The organism is Amycolatopsis taiwanensis DSM 45107, assembly GCF_000519205.1.
Lineage (GTDB): Bacteria > Actinomycetota > Actinomycetes > Mycobacteriales > Pseudonocardiaceae > Amycolatopsis_E > Amycolatopsis_E taiwanensis.
In genome coordinates this window covers 1-25,329 of record NZ_JAFB01000004.1, presented here as the reverse complement: position 1 = coordinate 25,329, position 25,329 = coordinate 1, and the positions used below count along the sequence as shown (strand labels likewise).

Annotated in this window: 23 protein-coding genes; 12 read left to right on the top strand and 11 right to left on the bottom strand. The window is 69.2% G+C overall.

Annotation, left to right across the window (positions count from 1 at the left end):
* Positions 1-29: 29 nt before the first annotated feature.
* From A3CU_RS0102480 to A3CU_RS0102450, 7 genes are all read right to left on the bottom strand, one after another.
* Entirely contained in the window at positions 30-962 is a 933-nt protein-coding gene (locus tag A3CU_RS0102480; protein WP_027940918.1) for a serine/threonine-protein kinase, read from the bottom strand.
* A gap of 47 nt (positions 963-1,009) precedes the next feature.
* Entirely contained in the window at positions 1,010-2,482 is a 1,473-nt protein-coding gene (locus A3CU_RS0102475) for a serine/threonine-protein kinase (protein ID WP_027940917.1), read from the bottom strand.
* Positions 2,483-2,732: 250 nt separating this feature from the next.
* Complete coding sequence (locus tag A3CU_RS49610) at positions 2,733-3,578, bottom strand: hypothetical protein (protein WP_052371407.1); 846 nt, start codon at positions 3,576-3,578, stop codon at positions 2,733-2,735.
* A gap of 134 nt (positions 3,579-3,712) precedes the next feature.
* Positions 3,713-4,822, bottom strand: coding sequence for a hypothetical protein (locus A3CU_RS43235; RefSeq protein ID WP_052371406.1), 1,110 nt, complete (start codon positions 4,820-4,822; stop codon positions 3,713-3,715).
* 356 nt (positions 4,823-5,178) lie between these two features.
* Positions 5,179-5,484: a hypothetical protein gene (locus A3CU_RS0102460; protein ID WP_027940916.1), complete on the bottom strand. Its 306-nt coding sequence runs from the start codon at positions 5,482-5,484 to the stop codon at positions 5,179-5,181.
* Positions 5,485-5,538: 54 nt separating this feature from the next.
* On the bottom strand, positions 5,539-5,832 hold the full coding sequence (locus A3CU_RS0102455) for a chorismate mutase (RefSeq protein ID WP_027940915.1): 294 nt from the start codon (positions 5,830-5,832) through the stop codon (positions 5,539-5,541).
* A 164-nt stretch (positions 5,833-5,996) separates the two neighbouring features.
* On the bottom strand, positions 5,997-6,380 hold the full coding sequence (locus A3CU_RS0102450; protein ID WP_027940914.1) for a DUF1707 SHOCT-like domain-containing protein: 384 nt from the start codon (positions 6,378-6,380) through the stop codon (positions 5,997-5,999).
* Positions 6,381-6,490: 110 nt separating this feature from the next.
* Between A3CU_RS0102450 and pcrA the strand changes: the two genes are divergently transcribed.
* On the top strand, positions 6,491-8,875 hold the full coding sequence (gene pcrA / locus A3CU_RS0102445; protein ID WP_027940913.1) for a DNA helicase PcrA: 2,385 nt from the start codon (positions 6,491-6,493) through the stop codon (positions 8,873-8,875).
* Positions 8,876-9,111: 236 nt separating this feature from the next.
* Here pcrA and A3CU_RS0102440 read toward each other — a convergent pair whose 3' ends face one another.
* On the bottom strand, positions 9,112-9,789 hold the full coding sequence (locus tag A3CU_RS0102440; protein ID WP_027940912.1) for a M23 family metallopeptidase: 678 nt from the start codon (positions 9,787-9,789) through the stop codon (positions 9,112-9,114).
* A gap of 634 nt (positions 9,790-10,423) precedes the next feature.
* Here A3CU_RS0102440 and A3CU_RS43230 point away from each other — a divergent pair.
* From A3CU_RS43230 to A3CU_RS0102415, 5 genes are all read left to right on the top strand, one after another.
* The gene (locus A3CU_RS43230) at positions 10,424-12,166 is read left to right on the top strand and encodes a hypothetical protein (protein WP_052371405.1); all 1,743 of its coding nucleotides are present in this window, start codon (positions 10,424-10,426) and stop codon (positions 12,164-12,166) included.
* Positions 12,167-12,332: 166 nt separating this feature from the next.
* Positions 12,333-13,502, top strand: a complete 1,170-nt coding sequence (gene sucC, locus A3CU_RS0102430; protein ID WP_027940911.1) for an ADP-forming succinate--CoA ligase subunit beta — start codon at positions 12,333-12,335, stop codon at positions 13,500-13,502.
* Between the two features lie 5 nt (positions 13,503-13,507).
* Positions 13,508-14,398 carry a succinate--CoA ligase subunit alpha gene (gene sucD, locus A3CU_RS0102425; protein WP_027940910.1) on the top strand — a complete coding sequence of 297 codons (891 nt, stop codon included), beginning with the start codon at positions 13,508-13,510 and terminating at the stop codon, positions 14,396-14,398.
* Positions 14,399-14,596: 198 nt separating this feature from the next.
* Positions 14,597-15,292, top strand: a complete 696-nt coding sequence (locus tag A3CU_RS0102420) for a DUF5336 domain-containing protein (RefSeq protein ID WP_027940909.1) — start codon at positions 14,597-14,599, stop codon at positions 15,290-15,292.
* 135 nt (positions 15,293-15,427) lie between these two features.
* Complete coding sequence (locus tag A3CU_RS0102415; protein ID WP_052371443.1) at positions 15,428-16,918, top strand: cell division protein PerM; 1,491 nt, start codon at positions 15,428-15,430, stop codon at positions 16,916-16,918.
* On the opposite strand, the gene A3CU_RS0102410 is transcribed toward A3CU_RS0102415, so the two are convergent.
* Complete coding sequence (locus A3CU_RS0102410; RefSeq protein ID WP_245616855.1) at positions 16,915-17,736, bottom strand: alpha/beta fold hydrolase; 822 nt, start codon at positions 17,734-17,736, stop codon at positions 16,915-16,917. The two genes, A3CU_RS0102415 and A3CU_RS0102410, sit on opposite strands and share 4 nt — an antisense overlap.
* 185 nt (positions 17,737-17,921) lie before the next feature.
* Here A3CU_RS0102410 and purN point away from each other — a divergent pair, with 185 nt between their 5' ends.
* Both purN and purH read left to right on the top strand, forming a co-directional pair.
* A complete protein-coding gene (purN, locus tag A3CU_RS0102405) occupies positions 17,922-18,539 on the top strand; it encodes a phosphoribosylglycinamide formyltransferase (protein ID WP_027940906.1) in 618 nt (205 codons plus the stop codon).
* The gene (gene purH / locus A3CU_RS0102400) at positions 18,536-20,086 is read left to right on the top strand and encodes a bifunctional phosphoribosylaminoimidazolecarboxamide formyltransferase/IMP cyclohydrolase (RefSeq protein ID WP_027940905.1); all 1,551 of its coding nucleotides are present in this window, start codon (positions 18,536-18,538) and stop codon (positions 20,084-20,086) included. The genes purN and purH overlap by 4 nt, the downstream gene beginning before the upstream one ends.
* A gap of 50 nt (positions 20,087-20,136) precedes the next feature.
* Here the strand turns inward: purH and pip are convergent, their stop codons facing one another.
* Positions 20,137-21,090: a prolyl aminopeptidase gene (gene pip, locus A3CU_RS0102395; protein ID WP_027940904.1), complete on the bottom strand. Its 954-nt coding sequence runs from the start codon at positions 21,088-21,090 to the stop codon at positions 20,137-20,139.
* Between the two features lie 40 nt (positions 21,091-21,130).
* Between pip and A3CU_RS0102390 the strand changes: the two genes are divergently transcribed.
* Positions 21,131-21,616 (top strand): MarR family winged helix-turn-helix transcriptional regulator, encoded by a 486-nt coding sequence (locus A3CU_RS0102390; RefSeq protein WP_027940903.1) that lies wholly within the window; start codon positions 21,131-21,133, stop codon positions 21,614-21,616.
* Here the strand turns inward: A3CU_RS0102390 and A3CU_RS0102385 are convergent.
* Positions 21,579-22,316: a methyltransferase gene (locus A3CU_RS0102385; protein WP_245616854.1), complete on the bottom strand. Its 738-nt coding sequence runs from the start codon at positions 22,314-22,316 to the stop codon at positions 21,579-21,581. The two genes, A3CU_RS0102390 and A3CU_RS0102385, sit on opposite strands and share 38 nt — an antisense overlap.
* Positions 22,317-22,671: 355 nt before the next feature.
* Between A3CU_RS0102385 and A3CU_RS0102380 the strand changes: the two genes are divergently transcribed.
* The 3 genes from A3CU_RS0102380 to A3CU_RS52145 all read left to right on the top strand — a co-directional run bounded on the left by A3CU_RS0102380 (position 22,672) and on the right by A3CU_RS52145 (position 25,218).
* A complete protein-coding gene (locus tag A3CU_RS0102380; protein WP_027940901.1) occupies positions 22,672-23,361 on the top strand; it encodes a hypothetical protein in 690 nt (229 codons plus the stop codon).
* A 136-nt stretch (positions 23,362-23,497) separates the two neighbouring features.
* A complete protein-coding gene (locus A3CU_RS0102375) occupies positions 23,498-25,072 on the top strand; it encodes a DNA polymerase Y family protein (protein WP_027940900.1) in 1,575 nt (524 codons plus the stop codon).
* Positions 25,072-25,218 carry a hypothetical protein gene (locus tag A3CU_RS52145; RefSeq protein WP_156960204.1) on the top strand — a complete coding sequence of 49 codons (147 nt, stop codon included), beginning with the start codon at positions 25,072-25,074 and terminating at the stop codon, positions 25,216-25,218. Before A3CU_RS0102375 ends, A3CU_RS52145 begins: the two co-directional genes overlap by 1 nt.
* Positions 25,219-25,329 lie beyond the last annotated feature (111 nt).

The following is a 25,329-nucleotide window of genomic DNA, read 5'->3' as shown; positions in this document are numbered from 1 at the left end:
CGGGAGGGCCAGCCGTAGGGCCCGGCCGCTCAGAGGAACAGCAGTTGCGTGATGCCGATTCCGATCGCGGCCGCGCACAGCACCGCCATCACGGTGAGGATCACCGCGCGCACCTTGGACGGTGAAATCGTGACCACCGGCGGCCTGGGCGCGACCATCGGCTGGCTGGGCGGCATGACCGGCACCGTTGGCATGACCGGTGCGGTCGGCGGAATGAACGCCGTCTGACGTCCTTGCGTGATGGCCTGGAAGGCCGTGATGCTGTCGGCCAGCGTGGGCCGCATGATCGGGTCTTCGCGCAGCAGCTTCATCAGCGCACCGGTCAGCTGCCCGGCCCGTTGCGGCTGTCGCACCGTCCCGTCCTCGCCGATCGGCGGCACGCCTTCGACCGCCACGTAAAGCGTGGCGCCCAGCGAGAACGCGTCCGTTGCGGGTTCGGCCGGCTGTCCCTTGGACAGTTCTGGCGCCTGGAACGACGAGTTGGGGCCGGCGCCCCAGATGCCGATGTCGGTGACCTTCACCCCGCCGTCGTCGGCGAGCAGCACATTGCCCGGTTCCAGGCTGCGGTGCAGGAGGCCCACCCGATGCGCCGCGGTGAGCGCGGACGCGAGCTGGATGCCGAGGAAGGCCGTCTGTTCGGGAGTCAGAATGCCGTGTTCGGCAAGGAAATCCGCCATGTTGCGCGACGGGACGTACTCCATCACCAGCCACGGCTCGGATCCGTCGACCACCACGTCGTACACCGTGATCGCGCAGTTGTGCTGTACGCGAGTCGCGGCCCGGCCTTCCTGCACGGCGGTGTCGACGGCCTGAGGCACACCCGGCTGCACGTACATCCGCTTTGCCGCAACAGTTCGGTTCAACTGCGTGTCGTAGGCAAGCCACACGATCCCAGCACGGCCGCGGCCGATCGGCTGGTCGAGCCGGTACCGACCGCCGACGAGCGAGCCCTCAGTACCCACGGAACCCTTTCGACGCCAGAACGATCAGACTTTCGCCCTCCACCCTACTAATCACCGGCTGGGCTGGTCGAAGTCCCGGTCGGGGTCTTGGGCGGGCTCGATGGGGCGGACGAGGAGGATGAGTGCTTGGAACTCGAGGTGTTCGAAGTCTCGTCGCTGTTCGACGGTTGCGTGTTCGTACTGCGTTTCGAAGACTTGGTGTTCGCGCTGGGAGACTGGCTGCTGGAAGCGGTGACCGTTTCGGTCGCGGTTTCAGTGGTCTGCACCATGCTGCTCGACGTGGCCGGCGGCGGGGGCGTGTTCGTGTTGTTGTTGCTGTTGTTGTCGACCTTGCCCGGACCACTGAACAGCCAGACCACCAGGCCAACCAGTACGGCGGCCGCGCCACCGGCGATCGCGGCCGCCTTCCACTTGCCGCTCTTTCGCTCGTTCTGGCCGGGCTCACCGTCGGGCGGGTACCCGTCATGTCCACCCGCGACCGGCGCTCGCCTGGTCTGGTCGTAGTCGTTGGCCGGATAGGCCGTCGTGCGACCGTACCCGTCGTCATAGTCGTAGTCGTCGTAGAAGCCATCCGACGGGGTGCCGCCGGGCGCCACGGCGTCGGACGGCAACGCCATGGTGGCCCCCGGGCCGCCGAGCAGCCCGGCCGCACTGGCCAACTGGGTCGGGTCGCCGGCGGTACCGCCGAGCGGGGTCTCACCGCGCGCCACCGCGCTGAGCAGTTCCTCCGTCTCGGCCGCGGTCGGGCGGTGCTCGACGTCGGGGTGCAGCAACACGGCGAGCACGCTCGCCATGGGGCCGGACTGCCGGGGCGGATTGATCTGCCCGGCCGCGACCGCATGCAGCAGGCCGAGCGTGTTCTCGCTCAACCCGAACGGCGGCTGGCCTTCGCAGGCCGCGTACAACGTGGAGCCCAGTGAGAAGATGTCGGACTCTGGACCTGGATCGCTGCCAATGGCGACCTCGGGCGCGAGGTACGCCGGGGTGCCCGCGATCATCCCGGTCTTGGTGACCGTGACGTCGTCCTTGGCCCGCGAGATGCCGAAGTCGGTGATCTTCACCAGCCCGTTGTCGGCGAGCAGGATGTTGCCCGGCTTGATGTCGCGGTGCACGATGCCGACCGCGTGCGCCTCTTTCAGCGCAGCGGCGATCTGCGCGCCGATCCGGGCCACGTCCATCGGCGGCAGGGTTTTCTGGTCGCGGAGCACCTCGGCCAGGCTCGTCGACTGGAGGTACTCCATGACCAGACAAGGGTGCCCGTTGTCGTCGGTGACGACATCGAAGACGGTGATCGCGTTCGGGTGGTGCAGCCGGGCGGCGATCCGGCCCTCCCGCATCGTGCGCTGCTTCGCGTCCTCGGCTTCGTGCTGATCGAGTCCGGGCTGCAGCAGCAGCTGCTTGATCGCTACCGTGCGCGCGAGCACTTCGTCATACGCCTGCCAGACCGCCCCCATGGCGCCACTGCCGATCCGCCGCACGACCCGGTAGCGGCCGGCGACCAGGCGACCCTCGTCGCTCACGCTTGCTCCTCCGCGAGTGCGGCGCCGTGGTCACCTTGATTGCCGTGACTTGACACAAGGCTACTCACGCGACCTCCTTCTCCGGCTGCCTACAGGGCACGACAGCACGCCGCACGCCTGGAGCGTAGGCCACATATCGCGGTCCGTGGGGCCAGCTCAACCGAGACCAGCTCGGACAAGGCTAGGATGCTCACTCTGTGCACATTCACTTGGCACGCTCTGGTGCGCACCGGGGTGGCCTGGTATGGGGCTACAGTTGTTCGGCGGAGAGCAGGACCGCCTGCTCGATGAGTCCGCCGGTCAGCTCCAGCACCTGGGTGACCCGCAGGTGCGTGCCGTCCCGCCTGACCATGTCGACCACGGCGAGCACCGAACCGTCCGGCTGCACGTGGACGTCCTTCGCCTCGACCTGGCTCATCGAGCTCCACGCCCGCACGAGATCGCCCGGCTGGTCACCGGCCAGGGCCGGGGCGAGCATGGCCAGTGCGTCCTGTGGCCGCTGGGAGCCCATGAGCTGGTAGAACTGGTTCACCGTGGTGAGCTTGTCGTCGACCGGTGCCTTGGTCGTCGACGGGGCGGGCGAGGCGGGCGGGGCCTCCGACGTCCCCGTGGCGGACCACGCGAGCCCGGTCGGGGACGGTTGTTCCGACGTAGCCGGCTTCTGCGTGTGTGTCGTGGCCGGGGACGAGTGCCTGTCGCGGCCGGGCTTGACCGAGTCCTGCATCGCGAAGCCACCGAGAGCGGCCGCCCCGGTGATCGCGGGCGGGGCCGGCGTCGAGCGCCCGGTCTGCTCGGTTCGCGCCCGGGTGACCATCGAGGATGCGACGACCGCGCCCACGAGCAAAGTGCTGGCCGTGGTGAGCCCGGCCAGCTTGGCCACCTTCGAAAACCGGCTTTCCGGCTCGCGCGGCGGCGAGATGTGCCGTCGCGGGCGAACCCGGGGCGGAGGCAGGAAGGTGCGCGGCTCGCGCGCGGTTTCGGTGAGGGATCTGCGCCCCAGCAACTCCACGCCGAACGTCTCCTGGATCGGGAGATCATCGACGCCGAACTCGTCCGGCAACTGCCGGTTCGGTCGGCCCTCGGGCACCACTCTCATGGCCTCTGTTCCGTGGTCGGGGTGTTTGGCACGTCTATCAGCCAACCGTGCCGGATCGTTACCGGCCAGTCTCAGTCGGTGGAGTGCCGTCACTGGACGACGAACGGTGTTCACTTCCCACCCGGCCGGACCGCTCAGGTGGCGCTCTCGATCTTGCCGTGGGAGAAGGTGAGCATGCGCTGCTCAGTGGTCCGCGTGCCGTCCTTGTACACCGTTCGCATCGTGCAGACCGTCTTGCCCTCGTACTGGTGGACCTGGACGTGCTCGACCTCGAAGTAGGCGACGTCGCCGTACTGGCGGGCAAGCGCTCCGGTGCCCTCGCTCTGGAGGTCTCCGGTCGTCATCTCGTACGCGGCCTCGGGGTTCTCGGTAACCGTCTCGAAGAACTTCTGCGTGTCTTGGGCGAAGACCGCGGGCGCGCCCTGCGGTAGTCCGACCCGGAGCGGGTCCGTGTCGTAGGGGGCCGGCCTCGCCGGTGGTCTCGGCGGAACGACCGCATCCGGCTGCACCGGCGCCGCGGTCGTTGGCGTAGCCGTTGTCGTGGCCGTCGACGTGGACGAGAGCGTGGGATCCCCGGGGGCCACCTCGTCCGCCGGGTCGTGCACATCGGCCGCCGGCCGGACGGACGTGCTGGAATCGGGCGGCTCCATGGTCTTCGTGGTGAGCTGAGTGCCCAGCACGGTCGCCCCGTCACCGGGGCTGGGGGCCTGCTGCCGGTCGCCGAGGGCGGACTGACCACCGCCCTCCAGACCGGGCACCCAGCCGGTTACGGCCTGGTCCGGGGCCGGTTTGCCGACCAGGGCCGAGCCGGCGAACAGCAGCGCGACCACCACGCCACCCGATGAGGCGGTCGCGAACCAGGCGGCCCGGCGCCAGCTTCGGGGTGGCGTCACCGACGCCGGCACGCTGCCGAGATCGAAGGTGCCGAGGCCCGAAGCCTGCGGGGCCAGATGCACGGTGACGTCTTCGGGTTCCACCCGCTCGACCGGGGCGAGCGTGACCTTGGTCCGGCGGCACCCGGGCAGTTCGCCTCGGGAGGGCGGATACCCGGCGTCGGTGTCCTGGTCGGCCGGGGTGACCGGCAGCAGGCCCCGGCTCGGGGGGTCGACGGGGGCGGGCCTGCTCGCGTGGCGGGCGGCGGAGGTCCTGCCGGGAACGCCGGGCGTCCAGGTTCGGCCGTCACCGCGCCGATGGCGGCCACCATGGGTGGGAAAATAGTCAGGCGTTCTATCCCCGCCGTTCATGTCGACCTGACGCCCCCTCCCAGCTTCGCCAAGATCGAAGCGGGGGCGTCGAACCAGTGGGAAAGACGGGGTTTCGCGCCGCGCAAGCGAGCAGGCACCGAGCGCGTCAAGCAAACACCGTGAATTTCCACGCGTCAAGGGTATGGATCTGGCGGCGCGAGGAAAGTGAGACGGCCCAAGTTCACTCGGTCGGAGCGCACTCGATCGTGCAGGTACGGCTTGCCACGGATCACCGTGGCGGCCACGGCACTACCGCCGCCCGACGCTATCCACGCCGTGGCCGGCGAACGCGCGGTCGTTCGGCGACGGAAGCGACAGCCACGCGGAGCGCGTCCGTTGAGTGGGCGACGGTGGAACTAACCGCCGCTGCGGAACTTGGCCTGGGTCGAGCGCAACGCCTTCGTGGACACGGCGCCACTGCCGACCGCGAGGAGGATCGAGAGCACGTCCATGGCCGAACCACCCGCGGTGAGCAGCCACGCGAGCAGGGCCACCGCCGTGGTCCCACCGGCGACGGCCCACCGGCTGCGGACGTACTCGGCGATCGGGGCCCCGCCGGCACGCTTGGTAGCCGCACTGTTGAGCAGCGCGAGATATCCGACATGGCCGAGCGCGGCGAGCACACTGGCTATCGCGATCACGACCGCGATGAGATTGAGCATGCCTCCAGTGTGCCCGTAACCGGTGCCCCTGCGCTCGGGGAAAGTCCCTGAATTTCAGCGACCGAGCCGGCCGCGACCCAGGTTGAGGAGCGCCATCGCCAGCTGGCGGCCCTCCGGGCCCAGGTCGCGGTAGCGGGCGAGCACGTCCATCTCACGGTTGTAGACGATGCGGGTGCCGCCGGCGGCCATCCGTGCGGCACCGATTCGTTTCGACACCTCGACCCGGCGCTTGACGAGCCGCAGGATCTCGGAGTCGAGCCAGTCGATCTCCTTGCGCAGGTCGGAGACCTCCTCGGCCGAGGCGATCGGTTCCGCCGACGAGGGCCGTTCGTTCGTTTGCGAGTTCATCTTGCGACCTCCGGTCGGGCCGAAATCCCACCGGGCCCCGAGCCGACGAAAGCCCCGGGTCCGTGGACTCCGGGGCTTGTGGTGATGGCGGTTGACACTACGCGATCACGGAAGTCGGAGTCCGGCTTCCGTAAAAAAATCGGTACGCGTGGTGTCGCACGGCTTCAGTATGGCACAGCATTGTGGCGTGATCGGACGGCAGCGTGCACCGCGAGGCTGAGACCGAGCCAGAACATCGGTACGACGGGCCAGAAGAACGGCACACCGGAGATGACCCAGCGGACGACGAGTAGCACGGAGAGGACGCCGACGATCGCCGCGTGCAGGTGCAGCGGGGTCGGGAAGCGGCTCGGCTCGGGCTGTTGCAGCGGTAGATCGGCGGTCAGGGCGTCGAGTTCGTCGAGATATTTCGCGGCGTAGACGGCGCCGAGACGGTCCTCGGTCTCGTCGAGCGTCAAGCGACCCTCGCCACTCGCCTGCTGGACGTGGGCCGCGACCCGTTGCCGGTCGGCGTCGGAGGCGCGGATTCTGGTAGGTGCGTCGCTCATGCCAACGATGGTCCGCGGCATCGGCCGCCACGGCATCGGGCTGCGAGCGTCAGTTCCGAGTACGTACACCGCGGTAGGCCCTCAGCCGGTCCGAGTAGCGTGGATACCCGATGAGCACCCTTTTCGATCTCCCGTCCCCGCAACCGGCGTCACACGGCCGTGCCGACCTGCTCGCCGACCTGAACCCGGCGCAGGCCGAGGCCGTCACGCACACCGGTGCGCCGCTGCTCGTCGTCGCCGGCGCCGGCTCAGGCAAGACGCGTGTGCTGACCCGCCGAATCGCCTACCTGCTTGCCGAGCGGGGCGCGCACCCCGGGCAGATCATGGCGATCACGTTCACCAACAAGGCCGCGGCCGAGATGCGCGAAAGGGTCGCCGACCTGGTCGGCCGCCGGGCGAACGCGATGTGGGTGTCCACCTTCCACTCGATGTGCGTGCGGTTGTTGCGACGCGAAGCCAAGACGCTCGGCATGTCCTCGAGTTTTTCGATCTACGACGCCGACGACACCAGGCGCCTGATCACGCTGGTCGCCCGGGACCTGGACATCGATGCCAAGCGGTACCCGGCGCGCACTCTCGCCGTGCACATCTCCAACCTCAAGAACGAGCTGGTGGACGCCGAGTCCGCCGCGGCGGCGGCCACCAACGACCTGGAGCGCCGGGTCGCCGAGGTCTACGCCGAATACCAGCGCAGGCTGGTGCTGGCCAACGCGATGGACTTCGACGACCTGATCATGCGGTCGGTCGGGTTGCTCCAGACGTTTCCGGACGTAGCCGAGTATTACCGGCGCCGGTTCCGGCACGTGCTCGTCGACGAGTACCAGGACACCAACCACGCGCAGTACACGCTGGTCCGCGAGCTGGTCGGCGTCGAGCCGACCGAATCCGGGGTCGAGCCGTCGGAGCTGTGCGTAGTGGGTGACGCCGACCAGTCCATCTACGCCTTCCGTGGTGCGACGATCCGCAACATCGAGGAGTTCGAACGGGACTTCCCGAACACGCGGACGATCCTGCTGGAGCAGAACTACCGATCCACGCAGACGATCCTGTCCGCCGCCAACGCGGTGATCTCCCGGAACCCGAACCGCCGGGACAAGCGGCTGTGGACCGACTCGGGAGAGGGCGAGAAGATCGGCGGCTACGTCGCCGACAACGAGCACGACGAGGCGGCCTTCGTCGCGGGTGAGATCGACGCACTGGCCGACCGTGGCGAGGCGCGTTATTCCGATGTCGCGGTCTTCTACCGGACCAACAACCAGTCCCGGGTGTTCGAAGAGATCTTCATCCGGCTCGGCCTGCCCTACCGCGTGGTCGGGGGCGTGCGCTTCTACGAGCGGCGCGAGGTGCGGGACGCCCTCGCCTACCTGCGGGTGATCGCCAACCCCGAGGACACGGTCAGCCTGCGCCGGATCCTGAACGTGCCCAAGCGTGGCATCGGCGAGCGGGCCGAGGCGGTGGTCGCGGCACATGCCGAGCAGGAGCGGATCTCGTTCGCGGCGGCACTGCGCGAGGCGGTCGAGGGCAGGGTGGCGCTGCTGAACCCGCGGTCGGCCCGCGCGATCACCGGTTTCGTCGAACTGCTGGACGGTTTTCAAGCGCTTGCCGACGAGGGCGCCGAGGTGGCCGACATCCTGGAAGCGGTCATGGAGCGCACCGGCTACCGGGCCGAACTCGACGAGTCCGACGACCCACAGGACGCTTCCCGGCTGGAGAACCTGGACGAGCTGATCACCGTTGCCCGGGAGTTCACCGAATCCGCGGCGGAGGTGCCCGGGGCGGCGGAGGACGAAGACGCCGGGGTACCCCAGGCTGGTTCGCTGGCGGCCTTCCTCGAACGCGTTTCGCTGGTAGCCGACGCGGACTCGATTCCCACGCCCGACGGCGAGGACGACCAGGACGACGCGGGCGTGGTGACACTGATGACGGTGCACACCGCGAAGGGGCTCGAATATCCGGTGGTGTTCTGCACCGGCTGGGAGGACGGGGTCTTCCCGCACCTGCGTGCCCTCGGGGAGCCGGCCGAGTTGGCCGAGGAGCGCCGGCTGGCCTACGTGGCCATCACCAGGGCCCGCAAGCGGGTGTATCTGTCCAGGGCGATCACGCGATCGGCCTGGGGCCAGCCGATGACCAACCCGGCTTCGCGTTTCCTGGACGAGATCCCGGCCGAGTTGATCGACTGGCGGCGGGAAGAGCCTTCCTCGTCCGCGGGCTCGCCGCGCGCCGCGACCACCTGGGGGAGGCGCTCGATCGGCGGTGACTCGGCCCAGGCCGGGCTCGCGGGCCGGGGCATGCGCACGACCTCGTTCAAGGGCTGGCAGAACACCGCGGCGTTGAAGCTCGAAGTCGGCGACCGGGTCAGCCACGACAAGTACGGGCTGGGCACGGTGGTGGAGGCGGATGGTGACGGTCCGCGTGCCACCGCGACCATCGATTTCGGCGGGTCGGGCCGGGTCAAGCTGATGCTCCTCGGCAGCGTGCCGATGGTGAAGCTTTAGACATCCAATTCACCACGGCGGCGCTGTCCTCGCGAGAAGACGCCTGAGAATTCGGCTGCAGAGTGCAAGTTGGCGGCCCACAGCAAGCGGCTCCGCCGCTTATCAAGCTCAAGCTGGCCCGCTCGTCACCCCGCAGCGCGCCGGCCGACTGCGCGGGTTTTGTCGGACCCCTCTGGTACACCTGACTCGAACAATGGTTCGAGTGATGGGGAGGTTCGATGTTTCGGGAAGAGGCCTCAGAGGTAAATGCCGCGGGCGGCCAGCCAGGGCCGGGGGTCGATCTTCGTGGTGCCGTTGCGCCACACCTCGAAGTGCAGGTGTGGACCGGTGGACTGGCCACGAGAGCCGATCACCGCGATCTGCTGTCCACAAGTGACCTTCTGGCCGACGCGTACCGAGAAGCTGTTCATGTGGCCGTAGACCTGAATGGTCCCGTCGTCCATCTGAATCCGGACCCAGAGGCCGAAACCACTGGCCGGCCCCGCGTCGATCACGGTTCCGTCGGTCGCGGCATAGATCGGCGTGCCGATCGAGTTCGCGATATCGATGCCGTAGTGGGTCGTTCCCCACCGGGAGCCGAAACCGGAGGTGAACGTGCCGTGTGCGGGAAGGCAGGTCTTGGGCTTGCGCGCTTCCTCCGCCGCCGCGAGGGCGGCGGCCGCCTCCCGGTCCTGACGGGCCTGCGTGACCTGCTGGCTGTCGGTGAGCTTGCGGACCTCGGCCGTGGCGTCCGTGTTGTGCGTCGCGGGGAGCAGTTCGGGGGCACCGGCGATCGCGTCGCTGCCGAGGGCCAGGGAGGCACTCGCGTCGTGAGCGTCGGCCAGCGGGGTGACGGACCCAGACGGTTTGAACGCGTGGAGAGTCTGTCCGGCTGCTGCGGCGGCGAAGGCGCCGGCCGCGACGGCGGCGACCACAACTCGGCCGCGCACCACGGAAGATGGCGCGGGAATCCGGCGACCGTCTCGGACGCGGATGGCCGCACCGTCCAATGCGGTATCAAGCTCCGGGGAAGGGGCCTGGCCGCCGGGGGAGCGGTATCGAGCCAAGTCGGGGCCTTTCATCGGGGGTCGGATCGGCGGGTTCCGGGTGGGGCCCGGTGAGCAACCTCGGGGGTGGTTGCCCGTTTCCCGCTTCGTGATCTGACCGTAATGGGGACGGCGGGACACTAACGAAAGGACGGTGTTATCGGCAAGGCGTGGTTGGCGTTCCTTGGAGAGGTGATCACTTCGCGTGCTCGCTAGCAGGGCGGATTACGCTCAGTCTGTGGAGTATTACTGTTGAAATGTGATGCACGTTACGTGCGTTGTCGGCGTGTTGCCGGTTGACTGTGGGCCGATAACGGTTCTGAGTCGATCTTGAGGTCTCGGCTGGAGTTGGCCTGAGGCGAGGCGCGATTCGGTGGTCGCCCGGTGGGCGGTAACCGCCGGGTGAGGCGATGGCCCCGCGGGAAATGGCCACGGGTGCCACCAGGGCGCATATCTCGTGTTTTGAATGGTGTTCACCCTCTATGGGGCATGAGTAGCGCGGACTTGCTAGCGTGCGGCATCAATGACGAGGACTAACTGGCCTCTCGGCGGCCGACTTTCGCGCCTTGATCCGCGTACCTCTGGTACCGGCGAAGGGTCGCCGACCTCGGCGTTTCCCATCGCTCTCGGCTTCGGCGCGCTGGCCGCCGTGTTGCTCGCGTTGGGTGCTTTCGTGCCCGTGGTGGCCGGGGCGGCTCCCGGTTTCATCAGCGCGCCGCTGCTGATCGTGCTGGCGTTGGCGCCGATGGTGCTGGTCGTCGTCTTCCTTGCGCGTGGCCGGTCCGCGGCGGCCGTGGGCGTGCTCGCGGGAACGGCCGCGCTCGCGCCCGGGCGGTTGGTGACCGACCTCGAGTTCCTCGCCGACCCGTCGGCATCCGCCCGGCCGGAGCTGTATCGGCCCGAGGTCTTCGCGCTGCCGGGCCCCGCGGCGGGGCTCTGGTTACTGCTGGCCGGGCTCGTGGCAACGGCCGCTGCCGGCGGTTTCGCCCTGCGGGCGGTTGGTGCTCGATCCGACGGGCAGGCCGGCCGGGGAGTGCTGCTCACCGGTCTTCTCGGCGCGATGATCGCCGCGGTCGGCGTGATGATGGCGCCGTTTTCATCGGAGGACGCCTTCGTCCCGGTCGGCAGCGCGTTCGAGAGCCCGGGCCTCGTGCTGGCCGGAAGCCTGCTGATGGCGTTCGGTCTGCCGGTGGCCGCGGCGCTCTCGATCACCTCGGGTACGGAGTTCGCCCGGGGCGGTCTGCTGGGGCTCGGCGTCGGTGCAGCCACGCTGGCGTTGCCGAACCTGGTGTCCGGGCTGGCCGTGCCCGCCCTGGGGCTGACGGCCGGTCCGATCGTGACGCTGGTCGGCACCGCCGGCCTGGTCGCCGTCGCGTTCGTGCGCAAGCGTGACGCGTCCGCCGCATCCGCGGATCAGGGCAGCGACGAGTCCGGGGAGGCGAGCTTGCCCGGCTCGTCCCGGTTGCGGGTGACCGCCGGGGTGCTGGGCCTGTTGACGATGCTCACGGCGCTCGTCGGGGCACTGCTTCCTTCGGTGATGATCGGTGATCTGCCGGGCCCGCACAGCCCGGCCCGGTGGCTGCTGTTCGCCGCTGGACTACTGGTCGGTGTGCTGGGCATCACGATGTTCATGCCGCCGCTGACCGAGAGCGTCCGCCCGGCGTTGTCGGTCAGCTGGTCCGGTGTGGCGCTTGCTGCCACGGCCGTCCTGACGAACTCGATCACGGCCAGCGAACTCGGGGCTGGGCTCGGGCCCGGCCCGGCGGTGCCGTGGATAGCGGTGTCCGTGGTGCTCGCCGGTGCCACCGCCTGCTGTTCCGTGGTGGCCGGCATGGTCGAACGCGACGACCGGGAAGAATCGGACGAGCTGGTTTCTCCTCCGGCGCTGCTGATTCCGTTGCTGGCCGGTGGTGTCCTTGCGATCGGGGCTTACGGAATGCCCACGATCGTCTCGCCCGACTACACCGAGCCGGCGTTGTGGTCGAATTTCGGCACGCCGTCGTGGGGTCTGCTTATCGCACTGTGCACGGTGCTGGGTGTGACCTCACTCGCACTACGGTCCAGACCAGCGCGTGCCTCGGCGTTGCTGGCCGGGGCGGCCGGAGTCACGCTGCTGCGCCTGCTGACGCTGCCGTTGGCGAGTGGGCAGATTCCGGGTGCCCGTGCCGGGCTCGGTTGGTGGCTGACTCTGATTTGTGGCGTCGCTCTCGCCATTTCCGCAGTCACGGCGGTTACCGCAACTGCGGTTCGCAGATCGAAGAAATAGCCGGGCGCGGCGACCGTGGGCGGACTCACAGCCGTCCCCCGCAGACGGTGACCGAGTTCACCGGGGTATGGTCCCCGCGCTTCTGCCCAGGTCGCTAGGGTCGTTTGCGTCCGGCAGCGCGGTTTTACGCAAATCCCACCAGCATGTGTCGTCAGGAGACGGAGTAGTGGACCTCTACGAGTATCAGGCGAAGGATCTTTTCGCCGCCCATGATGTGCCGGTATTGCCCGGCGCGGTGGCGACCAGCCCGGAAGAAGCGCAGGCCGCGGCTGAGAAGATCGGTGGCCAAGTGGTGGTCAAGGCCCAGGTGAAAACGGGCGGCCGCGGTAAGGCCGGCGGGGTGAAACTGGCCGAGGGTCCGGCCGAGGCGCGGGAGAAGGCGCAGGCGATTCTGGGCCTGGATATCAAGGGACACATCACCCGCCGGGTGTTGGTGACCGAGGCGTCGGACATCTCGGAGGAGTATTACGTCTCCTTCCTGTTGGATCGGGCGAATCGCACCTTCCTCGCCATGGCGTCGGCCGAGGGCGGCATGGAGATCGAGCAGCTTGCGGTGGAGCGCCCCGAGGCGCTGGCGCGGGTGCCGGTGGACGCGATCGCCGGCGTGGACAAGGCGAAAGCGCTGGACATCCTCACCCAGGCGAAGTTCCCGGAGGCCATTCGCGATCAGGCCGCCGACGTCGTGGTGAAGCTGTGGGAGACCTTCGTGGCCGAAGACGCCACTCTGGTGGAGGTCAACCCGCTGGTCCGCGACCCGCAGGACAAGATCGTCGCCCTGGACGGCAAGGTCACCCTCGACGAGAACGCCTCCTTCCGCCACGCCGGGCATGCGGACCTGGTGGACAAGCAGGCCGAGGACCCGCTGGAGGCCAAGGCCAAGGCGAAGGACCTCAACTACGTCAAGCTCGACGGTGAGGTCGGCATCATCGGCAACGGCGCGGGCCTGGTCATGTCGACCCTGGACGTCGTCGCTTACGCCGGGGAGAAGCACGGTGGCGTGAAGCCGGCGAACTTCCTGGACATCGGCGGTGGCGCCTCGGCGGAGGTGATGGCCGCTGGTCTGGACGTCATCCTCAACGACCCGGCCGTGAAGAGCGTGTTCGTCAACGTGTTCGGCGGGATCACCGCCTGCGACGCGGTCGCGACCGGGATCGTGGAGGCGTTGAAGATCCTGGGGGACGAGGCCAGCAAGCCGCTGGTGGTCCGGCTGGACGGCAACAACGTCGAGGAGGGCCGGGCGATCCTCGCCGAGGCCAGCCACCCGCTGGTCACGCTGGTGGACACGATGGACAACGCGGCCGACAAGGCCGCCGAGCTTGCCGCAGCTGGAGCGTAACTGACATGTCGATTTTCCTGGATTCCAACAGCAAGATCATCGTGCAGGGCCTGACCGGCTCGGAGGGCACCAAGCACGCCACCAAGATGCTGCAGGCCGGCGCCAACGTCGTGGGTGGCGTCAACGCCCGCAAGGCCGGGCAGACGGTCACCATCGCCGGCAAGGAGCTGACCGTGTTCGGCACCGTGCAGGAGGCGATGAAGGAGACCGGCGCCAACGTGTCGGTGATCTTCGTGCCGCCGCGGTTCGCCAAGGACGCGGTCATCGAGGCCATCGACGCGGAGATCCCGCTCGCGGTGGTGATCACCGAGGGCATCCCGGTGCACGACTCCGCCTACTTCTGGGCGCACAGCGTGGCCAAGGGCAACACCACCCGCATCATCGGCCCGAACTGCCCCGGCATCATCTCCCCCGACAAGTCGCTGGCCGGCATCATCCCCGCCACCATCACCGGCCCCGGGCCCATCGGCCTGGTGTCGAAGTCGGGCACGCTGACCTACCAGATGATGTACGAGCTGCGTGACATCGGCTTCTCCACCGCCATCGGCATCGGTGGGGACCCGGTCATCGGCACCACCCACATCGACGCGCTGGAAGCGTTCCAGGCCGACCCCGACACCGAGGTCATCGTGATGATCGGCGAAATCGGCGGTGACGCCGAAGAACGCGCCGCCGAGTACATCAAGGCCAACGTCACCAAGCCCGTCGTCGGCTACGTCGCCGGGTTCACCGCCCCCGAAGGCAAGACCATGGGCCACGCCGGCGCCATCGTCTCCGGCTCCAGCGGTACCGCCCAGGCCAAGAAGGAAGCCCTCGAGGCCGCGGGCGTGAAGGTCGGCAAGACGCCGTCCGAGACCGCTGAACTCGCCAGGGAGCTGTACAAGAGCCTGCACTAACCGTGTGGTGAGACGCTGCCAACGATTCGCGGAACGGCCGGGCACCAGACAAGGTGCCCGGCCGTTGCTTTTTGTCACAGCAGCGCGGGGGGAACCGTTTGCCGTCGTCGAACGTCGCATAGCCGGAGGAGAAGCCGTGCGCTAGCTTCTTCCGGCATATATCGACCCCCTCGTACGGCCAACGACAGGAGAACACGGATGACCTTCCCCAGCGGTGGGCCGGGTTACCCCCAGCAAGGCGGCGGCGCACAACCCAACCCACAGGCGCCCGGCACGGGTGGATTCCCTCAGCAGCATGCGCCGGTCGCGACGCTGTCTTCGGCCAATCTGACGGTGCTGCTCTCGCTGGCGGTGACCCTGCTCGGTCTGATCAACTACTTCATCGCGTTTTCCGATGAAACGGCCGGCGCGGATTTCGCCATCATCTTCCTCCTCATCGGCGGCCTGCTCGCCGCGCTGCGGGTGCTTCCCGGAGGACCGAAGGTGCTGCCTTTCGTGGCCTTGACCAGCGTATTCGGTGCGCTGTGGGCGATACTGGAGGTCGTCCGCGCCTCGGTCGTGCCAGGCATCGTCACCGTGATCCTGATCCTCGGGATCCTGCAGATGCTGGTGGCGGTCGCCACGCTGCTGTTCGACCACGGCGTGCTCAAGATGCCCGCCCAGCGGCAGCAATACCCGCCGTACGGACAGCCCTACGGACAGCCCACTCAGCCGCCGCAGGGACCGGAGCAGCAGGCCGGGCCGTCCGGCACCCAGTACGGACCGCCGGTGACCCCGCCCCCGGGCCAGACCCCGCAGTCCACGGTCTACGCGCCCCAGCAGGGCCAGTTCTACCAGCCGCCATCGGAATCCGGCCCGCAGCAGCAGCCGCCCGCGGGCGGAAACCCGAGCTGATCCGGTCCACCCGGGCGGGGCGAGGCCGAGCTACGGCGCCTCGGTAACCCGCTCGGGTGAGGCACGGAGCCGGCCGTGACCGGGCGGCGGCGTGGCACACCCGGATGGTCCAACCGGGATGCGAGGGTGCGAAGCGTGCAGCTTCTCACCCGCAACCGCGATCTCGGGCGGACGGTGGCTGTTCCGGACCGTTCAAGCGAGCCTGCGCCGGCCGCCGGGGTGAGAACGGTGGTCGCGGCGGCCTTGGGGCCGTTGATCGCCGGTTATGCCGCGGTCGCCGCCGTGCTGGGACTGGTCACCGCGATCGCCTCGGTGGCGACGTTCACGGTGTCCGGTGTGCTCCAGGCGGCCGGTCCCGGCTGGCTTGCCGCCTACCAGGTTCCGCTCACGATTTCCGGTCGCCCGCTGGGAGTTCTCCCGCTTACCGCGACGTTCGCCATGTGCCTGCTGGTGGCGTGCTCCGCCGCCCGCGCAGCACGGCGGCTCGACTGCCGCGAACCTCGCCAGATGGTCAACCTGGTGGGGTCGATGGCGGGCGCGCACGCGCTGCTCGGCGTGGTCATCGCGGTTTTGCCGGGGGACACCGTGGTGAGCGCGGAACCTCTCGCCGCCTTCTTGATCCCCGGACTCATCGCTGCCGTTTCGGCCACCCTGGGCCTGGCCCGAGGCTGTGGCCTGGTCCGCGCCGCCGGGGAACGCCTCGACCCCGCGGCTGTCCGTGGGCTGCGGGCCGGCGTGCTCGGCATGGCGGGGCTTCTCGCCGCGGGCGCGCTGGTCGTCACGTTGAGCCTGGTGCTGTCCATGCCGACCGTCGGCCGCCTGTTCGGCGCGAGCGCTCCCGGCTTCGGCAGCGGCGCCGGAATGTTGTTGCTGTCCTTGGGATACTTCCCCAACGCGATCGTCTGCGCGTTGTCTTTCGCCGCCGGACCCGGGTTTTCGCTTGGTTCGGTTTCGGTGGGGCCGTTCTCCTTCAGCGGCGGTGTCGTGCCAGGAGTGCCGTTACTGGCGGGAATTCCGGAGCATCGGGCGCTTTGGTGGGGGGTCCTGATGTTGCTTCCTGCCGCGGTCGGCGCGTTGGTCGGCTGGACCGTGCGGGACAGCGACGCGAACTTGCTCGCCCGCCTGCGCACGGTGGCGATCGCGGGCGGACTGGCCGGGTTGTGCTGCGTGCCGCTGAGCAGCTTGGCCGGCGGCCGCCTTGGCGCCGGCCCGTTCGATCCGGTCGCCGTTCCGGTTGGACTGCTGTCCCTGGCCGCCTTCTGCTGGATCGCCGTTCCCGGCGGGCTGGTCGCCTGGCTCGCCGGGCCGCCGCCCGCTCCGGCCACGACGGATACCCACCCTGAGGACTCGGCGGGCGACAGCCCGGGCGACGTGGCGGATGACACCCCGGACAGCGCCCCGGACGACCTCCCCGACGACCTCTCTGACGACGCCGAGAGCGAAACCGCAAGTGACGCCGAAAGCGAAGCGGCAAGCGACGCCGGGGACGGCGAGGAGGCGGCCGACGAGAGCTCCGAACCGGCCGAATCCGAGGAGCCGGACATCCCGTTGTCCGAAAACACCGCGGAGGAGCCGGAAGACGACCAGACTTCGCCGGGCGCCGAGACACCCGAACAGCCCAGCTAGAGACGTGATTCGGCGGCCACGCGGTCGAGCCACTCGAGCATCAACGCGTCGAACAGCGCCGGCTGTTCGATCTGGAGGTTGTGTCCGGCCACGTCCAGTACCGCGAAACTCGCCCGCGGGTAGTGCGGGAGCAGCGCGAACTGATCCACGTAGCCCACGCTGTCATCCTGCCGTCCGGTGAGGATCAGGGTCGGCCTTGCGAAGGGCTCACCGTCCTCGGGAGGCTCGGTGAGCTGCCAGCGCTGCCGGATACGAGCCAACGCTTCCGTGTCAGCGACGGCGAGGCCGGGCATGATCTCGTCGCGGAATCGCCGCACGGTTTCCGGTGTCTGCACAACCGAGATGTCGGCGAACTCCTTGCCGAGCCGGTCGTCCAGCGAATCGAGCAGCTCAGGGTCGGCACGCAGGACCTGACGGTCGGGGACGGTGCGTTCGGCGTTCTCCACCGCCGTACCCACCGGGCAGATCAACGCCAGCCCGAGCACCTGCTCGGCGCGGGACCTGACGAGTGCGCGGGCGAGGTAGCCGCCGTAGGACTCGCCGACCAGGAGGAACGGTGCGTTGCCAATGGTGGCGTCCACGAAGTCCCCAACGGCGTCGAGCAGGTGATCGGCGCTCGCGATGGATGGCGGGGCGGGCGACCGGCCCATCCCGGGGAGATCCGGGTACAGCCGTCGGTACCCCGCACGTCCGGCGAACACTGGCTCCAGGCAGCCCAGCATCAGACGGTGGTCGGGCGGCCACCCGTGCAACGCCAGCACCGGGATGCCGGCGCCTTTCTCGACGAAGTTCAGCGTCACGGACGCGCGGTCGGGCACAGTGGATCCTTATTGCTCTTGGACTATGGCCTTGCGCCCGCATCCTGCTACGGCCCACCGACACTTTTCCGCGCCGCGGCCTCACCCGCCGGCCCACCACCCTCAACGGCGTGCTCCGTGCGGCGGTTAGGCTAGGTGACGACGGTAAGTTCGGCTGAAGGAGTATGGCGTTGGAGTCCAGTCGGGTGGACCTGCCGACGCCGGCGAAGTTGGTTGTGCTCGCGTCCGGATCCGGCACGCTGCTGCAGGCGCTGCTCGATGCCGTCGAACGGCCCAGCTACCCGGCGAAGGTGGTCGCCGTCGGCGCGGACCGCGACGGGATCAAGGCGTTGGCGAGGGCGGAGAAGGCCCACGTCCCCCACTTCGTGGTGCGCTTGGACGATCACCCTGACCGCGCCGCCTGGGACAAGTCACTCACCGAGGCCGTCGACGCCTACCAGCCGGATCTGGTGGTGTCCGCGGGTTTCCTCAAGATCCTCGGGCCCCGTTTTCTCGAACGTTTCGCGAACCGGGTGATCAATACTCATCCGGCGCTGCTGCCCTCGTTCCCGGGGATGCACGCGGTGGCCGACGCGCTCGCGCTGGGAGTCAAGGTGACCGGTTCCACGGTGCATTTCGTCGACTCCGGAGTGGACACCGGGCCGATCATCGCGCAGGAGGCCGTCGCGATCGAACCCGACGACGACTCCGCAAGCCTGCACGAGCGCATCAAGGTGGTTGAACGGCGGCTGCTCGTCGACGTGGTGGAGCGGCTGGGCCGGGGTGGTTGCACGGTGGAGGGACGGAAGGTGGGTTTCCGGTGACAAAGCGACCGGTGAAGCGGGCCCTGATCGGGGTCTCCGACAAGACAGGGCTGCTCGAACTCGGAACCGGGTTGCATGCCGCCGGTGTGGAGATCGTCTCCACCGGTGGGACGGCGAAGGTGCTGGCCGACGCGGGGGTGCCGGTCACGCCGGTCGAGCAGGTCACCGGGTTCCCGGAATCCTTCGACGGGCGGGTGAAGACCCTGCACCCGCGGGTGCATGCCGCCCTGCTCGCGGACCGGGATCGGGCCGAGCACGTCGAGCAGTTGCGGGAGCTGGACATCGCGCCGTTCGACCTGCTGGTGGTCAACCTCTACCCCTTCCGGGAGACCGTTCTTTCCGGCGCCGGCCACGAGGAAGTGGTGGAGAACATCGACATCGGCGGACCGGCGATGGTGCGCGCGGCGGCCAAGAACCACGGCTCGGTCGCCGTGGTGGTCGATCCGGCGCGCTACGCCTGGGTCCTGGAGAGGGTCCGTGACGGCGGGTTCTCCGTCGATGAGCGCAAACGCCTTGCCGCGCAGGCATTCGCGCACACCGCCGCCTACGACACCGCGGTCGCCGCCTGGTTCGCCAACGCCTACGCTCCGGTCGACGACTCGGGCTTCCCGGACTTCACCGGCGCCAGCTGGGAACGCGGGGAAATCCTGCGGTACGGCGAAAATCCGCACCAGCGTGCCGCGGTGTACAAGCACTGGCGGGATGGACTGGCGCATGCCGAGCAGTTGCACGGCAAGGCCATGTCCTACAACAACTATGTCGACACCGACGCTGCGCGCCGGGCCGCTTACGACTTCGCAGGTCCCGCCGTGGCGATCATCAAGCACGCCAACCCGTGCGGCATCGCGGTCGGTGAGGACATCGCCGAGGCGCACCGGAAGGCGCACGCCAGCGACCCCGTTTCGGCCTACGGCGGCGTGATCGCGACCAACCGTCCGGTCACGTTGGAGGCCGCGGAGCAGATCGCCGAGGTGTTCACCGAAGTTGTGCTCGCTCCCGACTTCGACGACGACGCGCTGGATGTGTTGAAGCGCAAGAAGAACATCCGGCTGCTCCGCCTGCCCGAGCTGCGCAACCCGGATCCGATCGAGTTCCGGCCCATTTCCGGCGGCATGCTCGTGCAGACCGTGGACCGGATCGACTCCCCCGGTGACGATCCGGCCAACTGGACGCTGGCGACCGGCGAGGCCGTCGACGCCGAGACGCTCGCGGACCTCGAGTTCGCGTGGCGTGCCGTGCGTGCGGTGAAGTCGAACGCGATCCTGCTGGCGAACGGCCGGGCCACCGTGGGGGTCGGCATGGGCCAGGTCAATCGCGTCGACTCGGCCCGGCTCGCGGTGCACCGTGCGGGCGATCGGGTAAAGGGTTCCGTAGCGGCGTCGGATGCGTACTTCCCGTTCCCGGACGGGTTGCAGGTTCTGATCGACGCCGGGGTGCGTGCGGTCGTGCAGCCCGGCGGGTCGATCCGCGACCCGGAGGTCATCGCCGCGGCGGAGGAAGCCGGGATCGTCCTGTACCTCACCGGAACCCGCCACTTCGCGCACTGACGCCACGTCACGCGGATCGCCGGCGGTGCCGGTGATCCGCGTGACGGAGGTCAGCGCTGAGCGAACCTGTCGAGCGCGCGGCGCCATTCCGCGCGCATCGCGTCGCTGCCGGTGTGCCCGGCATCGGCCACGGGGACGAGTTCGGCGCCGGGCCAGGCACGGGCGAGCTTCCATGCGACTTCCAGCGGGCCGCTCAAGTCCAGTTGACCGTGGATGAGGACGCCCGGAATGCCGGCGAGCCGCCCCGCGTCGCGGAGCAGTGCGCCTTCCTCCAGCCATGCGCCGTTCGAGAAGTAATGCGTGCAGATGCGGACCAAGGCCACGGCGTCCGGCTGGGGGCGGTCGCTGAAGACGTTCTTCTCTCCGTTGGGTTCCAAGGAAAGGACCGTGTCTTCCCAGGCACACCAGTCCTGGGTGGCCTTTTCCCGTACGGCGGCGTCCTTGCTTTCCATCAGGCGTGCGTAGGCGGCGACCAGATCGTCGTCGTCCGTTTGGGCGTTGGCGCGGAACCGTTCCCACTCCTCGGGGAAGAATCGTCCGACTCCGCCGTACAGCCAGTCGATTTCGGAGCGGCGGGTGGTAGTGACTCCACAAAGGACGATCTCGGAAACCCGGTGCGGATGCCGCTGCGCGTAGGCGAGGATGAGCGTCGAACCCCAGGAGCCGCCGAGCAGCAGCCAGCGCTCGATGCCCAGGTGTTCGCGCAGCAGTTCCATGTCGGCTATCAGATGCTCGGTGGTGTTGACGCTCATGTCCGTGTCGGGGTCGCTCGCGTGCGGCGTGCTCCGGCCGCAGCCGCGCTGGTCGAACAGGACGACGCGGTACCGCTCGGGGTCGAAGTAGCGGCGAAGCCCGGTCGACTTGCCGGAGCCGGGCCCGCCGTGCACGACGGCAGCCGGTTTGCCGTCGGGGTTTCCGTAGACCTCCCAATACATGTGGTTTCCGTCGCCGACGTCGAGCAGTCCGTGCTCATACGGTTCGGTCGGTGGATAGAGCTCGGTCATCGATTCCTCCAAATCACAACAGCGCTGTTATATTAGCGCTGTGACATCCTCCGGACCAGAACTGCTCGGAACCCGCCTGCGCCACCTGCTCGACCAACTCGACGCCGCGGTCGGCCAGGTCTACGCCGACCTCGGGCTCCCCGGCTTCCGGGTGCGCTTCACCCCGATCATCCGAGTGCTCGCCGCCGCCGGGCCCAGTTCGATCCGGGACCTGGCCGAGGCGATCGGCGTAACGCATTCAGCGGCGAGTCAGACGGTCGCGCAGATGGTGAAGGAGGACCTCGTCGTCCGGGTGCCCGGGGACGACGCGCGTCAGCGGATCGTCCGGCTGACGCCGAAGGCGCAGCGGTTGCTTCCGATGCTGGAGAGTGAATGGGAAGCGACCAAGGCCGCGGCCACCGCGCTGGAGGCCGAGTTGCCGTTCCCGCTCAGCCACCTGATCGACGAGACGCTCGCCGCGCTGGGCCGCCGGTCCATGCACCGGCGGATCAGTGACGCGCTTTCGGAGCGGTCAACCGGTAAGTGAAGTAGTCGACCTGCGTTCCGTCCTTGACCACGCCGTGCTGGGCAAGGGTTTCCCGCCGGAACCCGGTGGCGTCGGCGAGTTGGTGGAGGTAGGCGAGGTCGCCGGAACTGCCGAAGAAGACCAGCATCCGGCCGTCGTCGGCCAGATGTCGCCGCGCCTGACGGAAGAACCTGGTCAGGGTGGCGTAGTTCTCGTCCGTGGTGGCGGCTTCGATCAGGCTGTGCGGGGTGAACCAGCGGAAGGGCGGGTCGAAGACGATCAGGTCGAAGACCCCGTGGACATCGCTGAACACGTCGCTGTGGCGGACCTCGACGCGGTCGGCGACTCCGTTGCGCCTCGCGTTGTCGCGAGCCGCGTCGAGCGCGTGTGGGTTGATGTCGACGGCGAGCACGGCGGCTGCTCTGTCCGCGGCCAGTACGGCATTGACGCCGCTGCCGGTGCCCATGTCCAGCACCCGGTCCCCGTCGCGGACCTCGGCCAGCACCGCTTCACCGAGCAGGTGGGACACCGGGGTGATGGGCATGACCTGCGGCGGCACGACCAGGGTGCGGCCGAGGTAGGAGAAGGTCTGCTCGTGTGCTGTCCCGTCCCGTAGCCCCTGGATGGCGCCGAGGTGCCACTGTCGGATGCGTTCGGCGCGCTCTTCGGACATCAGCGGCCGGTGGCCGCTGCCGTTGGTGGGAAAGCGATCACCGGTCATGACGGCAGCGTATTCGCTGCGGCGCCGACCCTCTCTTTTATTCAGAACGTGTTCGGGTGGCCAGGCCGTGACACCCGTTGCCTGCTGCCGGTCGATTACGGTGGCCGCCTGCCTCCCCGCCCACGTGCAGCGTTGTGGTGTGTCACCAAGCGTGCTCATCTTGCGTTCAAACAGCCCCCGCTCTCTTGACCTGTCCACAGCGGACCACGTTCCGCTTGACAGGTGGCGGCGGCGGAGGCAGACTGAATATGTCGAACTGATGTTCGAGTCATCGTCTTCCCCGCGATGTTCTTTCCATGTTCGCACGTGTCCGCGTGCGTGAGGTGAAGTTGCCGTCTTGGGGAGGTGATATGTGGTGAGCGGCACGGTGGCCGAGGCGCCGATCGCGCGGTTGGCGGCCCTGCCCGGGGTGAGCACGGCAAGCGGTGTGGCGGTCGCGGCCGAGCAGGCCCGGGCGAGCGGGCAGGTGCTTCCGGTGCTCCCGGATCTGCGGGAACTGCTGCCCGCGGCGGGCCTGCGGCGGGGAAGCACCGTCGCGGTGCGCGGATCGGTCTCACTGCTGCTCGCCTTGCTGGCCGAAGCCACCGCGACCGGGTCGTGGGCGGCCGCGGTGGGAATGCCGGACCTCGGCCTGGTCGCCGCCCGGGAAACCGGGGTGGAACTGAGCAGGTTCGCGCTGGTGCCCCGGCCCGGCCCCGAGTTCGCCGCGGTCACGGCCGCGCTGCTGGACGGAATGGATCTGGTCGCGGTCTCCGCCGCCGGCGCGGAGCCGTCGATGGCCCGGCGGCTTTCCGCGCGAGCCCGGCATCGCGGCGCCGTGCTGCTGTCCTTCGGTTCGTGGCCGGGTGCGGAGTTGGACCTGAGCTGCGAAACCTCACGGTGGACCGGGCTGGAATCAGGCTCCGGGTACTTGCGTGAACACCAGATCGAAATCCAGGTCGTGGGCCGGGGATCGGCGGCACGGCCGAGGCGGACGATGCTGACTCTGCCGGGGAACGGGCGGGCGGTCACCGAAACCGACTGGACGGCGGAGGACGTGGGATGAGCAGCCAAGTATCCCCCTTGCTATCGGGGCGGCAGGGCGCCTTCGTGGCTGAGGTGACCCGAGTTCGTCAGGAGCGCCCTGGCGACCCGATCGCGGTCGCGCGCAAACTCGCGGAGGAACCAGCATGAGCATGCGAATGCTGGTGCTGTGGTGTCCGGACTGGCCGGCGGTCGCGGCGGCCATGGCGGCGGGCGTGTCCGTACACCACCCGGGCGCGGTGTTCTCCGCCAACCGGGCTCTGGCCTGCTCCGCGGCTGCCAGGGCAGCTGGCGTCCGCCGTGGCATGCGGCGCCGTGACGCCCAGTCCCGCTGTCCCGAGCTGACGGTGTTCGGGGTCGATGAGGGCCGGGACGCGCGGCTGTTCGAACCGGTCGCCGCGGCCGTGGAAGAGTTGGTGGTCGGGGTCGAGGTCGTGCGGCCGGGGCTGGTGGCGGTTCCGGTCAGTGGCGCGGCCGGGTTCTTCGGTGGCGAGGTTCGGCTGGTGGAGCTGCTGCTGGACCACGTCTCCGCCCGTGGGGGCGTGGAGTGCCAGATCGGGGTGGCGGACGGGTTGTTCGCCGCGACGCTCGCCGCGCACCGGTCGGCGCTGGTGGAGCCGGGGAAGGCGCCGGAGTTCCTGGCGCCGTTGAGCATCGCCGAGCTCGACCAGCCGGGAGCGGAGCGCACGGAGTTCGTCGATCTGTTGCGGCGCCTGGGGTTGCGCACTCTCGGAGCCTTCGCCGCCCTCACCGAACGGGACGTCGTCTCTCGGTTCGGGAGTGTGGGGCTGCTGGCGCACCGGCTGGCTCGTGGGCTTTCGGAGCGACCGCCGAACCGCCGCCGCCCGCCGCCCGAACTGGCGGTGACCGAGGAGTTCGACCCGCCGCTGGATCGGGTGGATGCCGCCGCGTTCATGGCGAAAACCCTGGCCGGCCGGTTTCACGCCGGGCTCGCCGCGCACGGGCTTGCCTGCACCAGGCTGGGCATCCACGCCGGGACCGAGCGCGGCGAGGAACTCGGCCGGGTGTGGCGGTGCGCGGAACCGCTTACCCCGCAAGGAATCGCCGACCGGGTCCGCTGGCAGTTCGAGGGCTGGTTACGGGCCGGCCCACAAGGCCGGCCGAGTGCCGGGGTCGGCTGGCTCCGGCTGGAGCCGGAGGAGACCGTCGAGGGGCGGTCCCTGCAGCTCGGGCTGTGGCAGTCGAGTCAGGGCGGGGGCCTGGGCGACGAACAGGTTCTCGCGGCGGAGCGGGCGGGCCGGGCGCTGGCCCGTGTGCAGGGGCTGCTCGGCCCGGAGGGGGTGTTCACCGCGGTCCTCGACGGTGGGCGCGGCCCTGCCGAACGGGTACGCCTGGTGCCGTGGGGAGATCCTCGGGCGCCGGAGAGCCCATCGGAGCAGCCCTGGCCGGGACGGCTGCCGGCGCCGTCTCCGGCGACCGTGTTCGAGCACGCGGTGCCGGCCCGGCTGATGGACGCCGCGGGGGAGCGGGTCGGGATCACGGACCGGCGCGAGCTGACCGCGGTCCCGCACGCGGTGGCCGTGGCGGACGACCCACCGCGGCGGGTCGTGGACTGGGCCGGGCCATGGCAGGTGGACACCGGATGGTGGGCATCGGGCGGGCCCGGGGTCCGAACCCGGATTCAAGCGCTGCTGGACTCCGGCGTCGCGGTGCTGCTCACCGCGCAGAGCGAGAAGAGTCCTCAGTGGACTGTGGAAGGAGTTTACGACTGATGGACGAGGATTATCTCCGGAACATCCAGCACTGGCTGCGCGCCGAACTCGCCCTTCCGCGGAAGCTGGTGGACGCGGTCTGGGACGCCGGTGCGGACATCGAGGCCGCCCCGATGATCCCACCGCCGAGAACTCCCCTGGAGTGATCGAATGAGTAGGCCCGTGGCAGGGCGCGGCAATCAAGGTGACCACCACGCGCGCCCCCGAAGGCCCGCTATCGGGGCGGCGGGGCGCCTTGGTCGGGGGACGTGGCTTGG

Coding starts and splice junctions, on each gene's coding strand:
- A3CU_RS49610 (WP_052371407.1), bottom strand. CDS start 3,578: ATGAGAGTGGTGCCCGAGGGCCGACCGAACCGGCAGTTGCCGGACGAG.
- A3CU_RS43235 (WP_052371406.1), bottom strand. CDS start 4,822: ATGAACGGCGGGGATAGAACGCCTGACTATTTTCCCACCCATGGTGGC.
- A3CU_RS0102460 (WP_027940916.1), bottom strand. CDS start 5,484: ATGCTCAATCTCATCGCGGTCGTGATCGCGATAGCCAGTGTGCTCGCC.
- A3CU_RS0102455 (WP_027940915.1), bottom strand. CDS start 5,832: ATGAACTCGCAAACGAACGAACGGCCCTCGTCGGCGGAACCGATCGCC.
- A3CU_RS0102450 (WP_027940914.1), bottom strand. CDS start 6,380: ATGAGCGACGCACCTACCAGAATCCGCGCCTCCGACGCCGACCGGCAA.
- pcrA (WP_027940913.1), top strand. CDS start 6,491: ATGAGCACCCTTTTCGATCTCCCGTCCCCGCAACCGGCGTCACACGGC.
- A3CU_RS43230 (WP_052371405.1), top strand. CDS start 10,424: ATGACGAGGACTAACTGGCCTCTCGGCGGCCGACTTTCGCGCCTTGAT.
- sucD (WP_027940910.1), top strand. CDS start 13,508: ATGTCGATTTTCCTGGATTCCAACAGCAAGATCATCGTGCAGGGCCTG.
- A3CU_RS0102420 (WP_027940909.1), top strand. CDS start 14,597: ATGACCTTCCCCAGCGGTGGGCCGGGTTACCCCCAGCAAGGCGGCGGC.
- pip (WP_027940904.1), bottom strand. CDS start 21,090: ATGACCGAGCTCTATCCACCGACCGAACCGTATGAGCACGGACTGCTC.
- A3CU_RS0102385 (WP_245616854.1), bottom strand. CDS start 22,316: ATGACCGGTGATCGCTTTCCCACCAACGGCAGCGGCCACCGGCCGCTG.
- A3CU_RS0102375 (WP_027940900.1), top strand. CDS start 23,498: ATGCTGGTGCTGTGGTGTCCGGACTGGCCGGCGGTCGCGGCGGCCATG.
- A3CU_RS52145 (WP_156960204.1), top strand. CDS start 25,072: ATGGACGAGGATTATCTCCGGAACATCCAGCACTGGCTGCGCGCCGAA.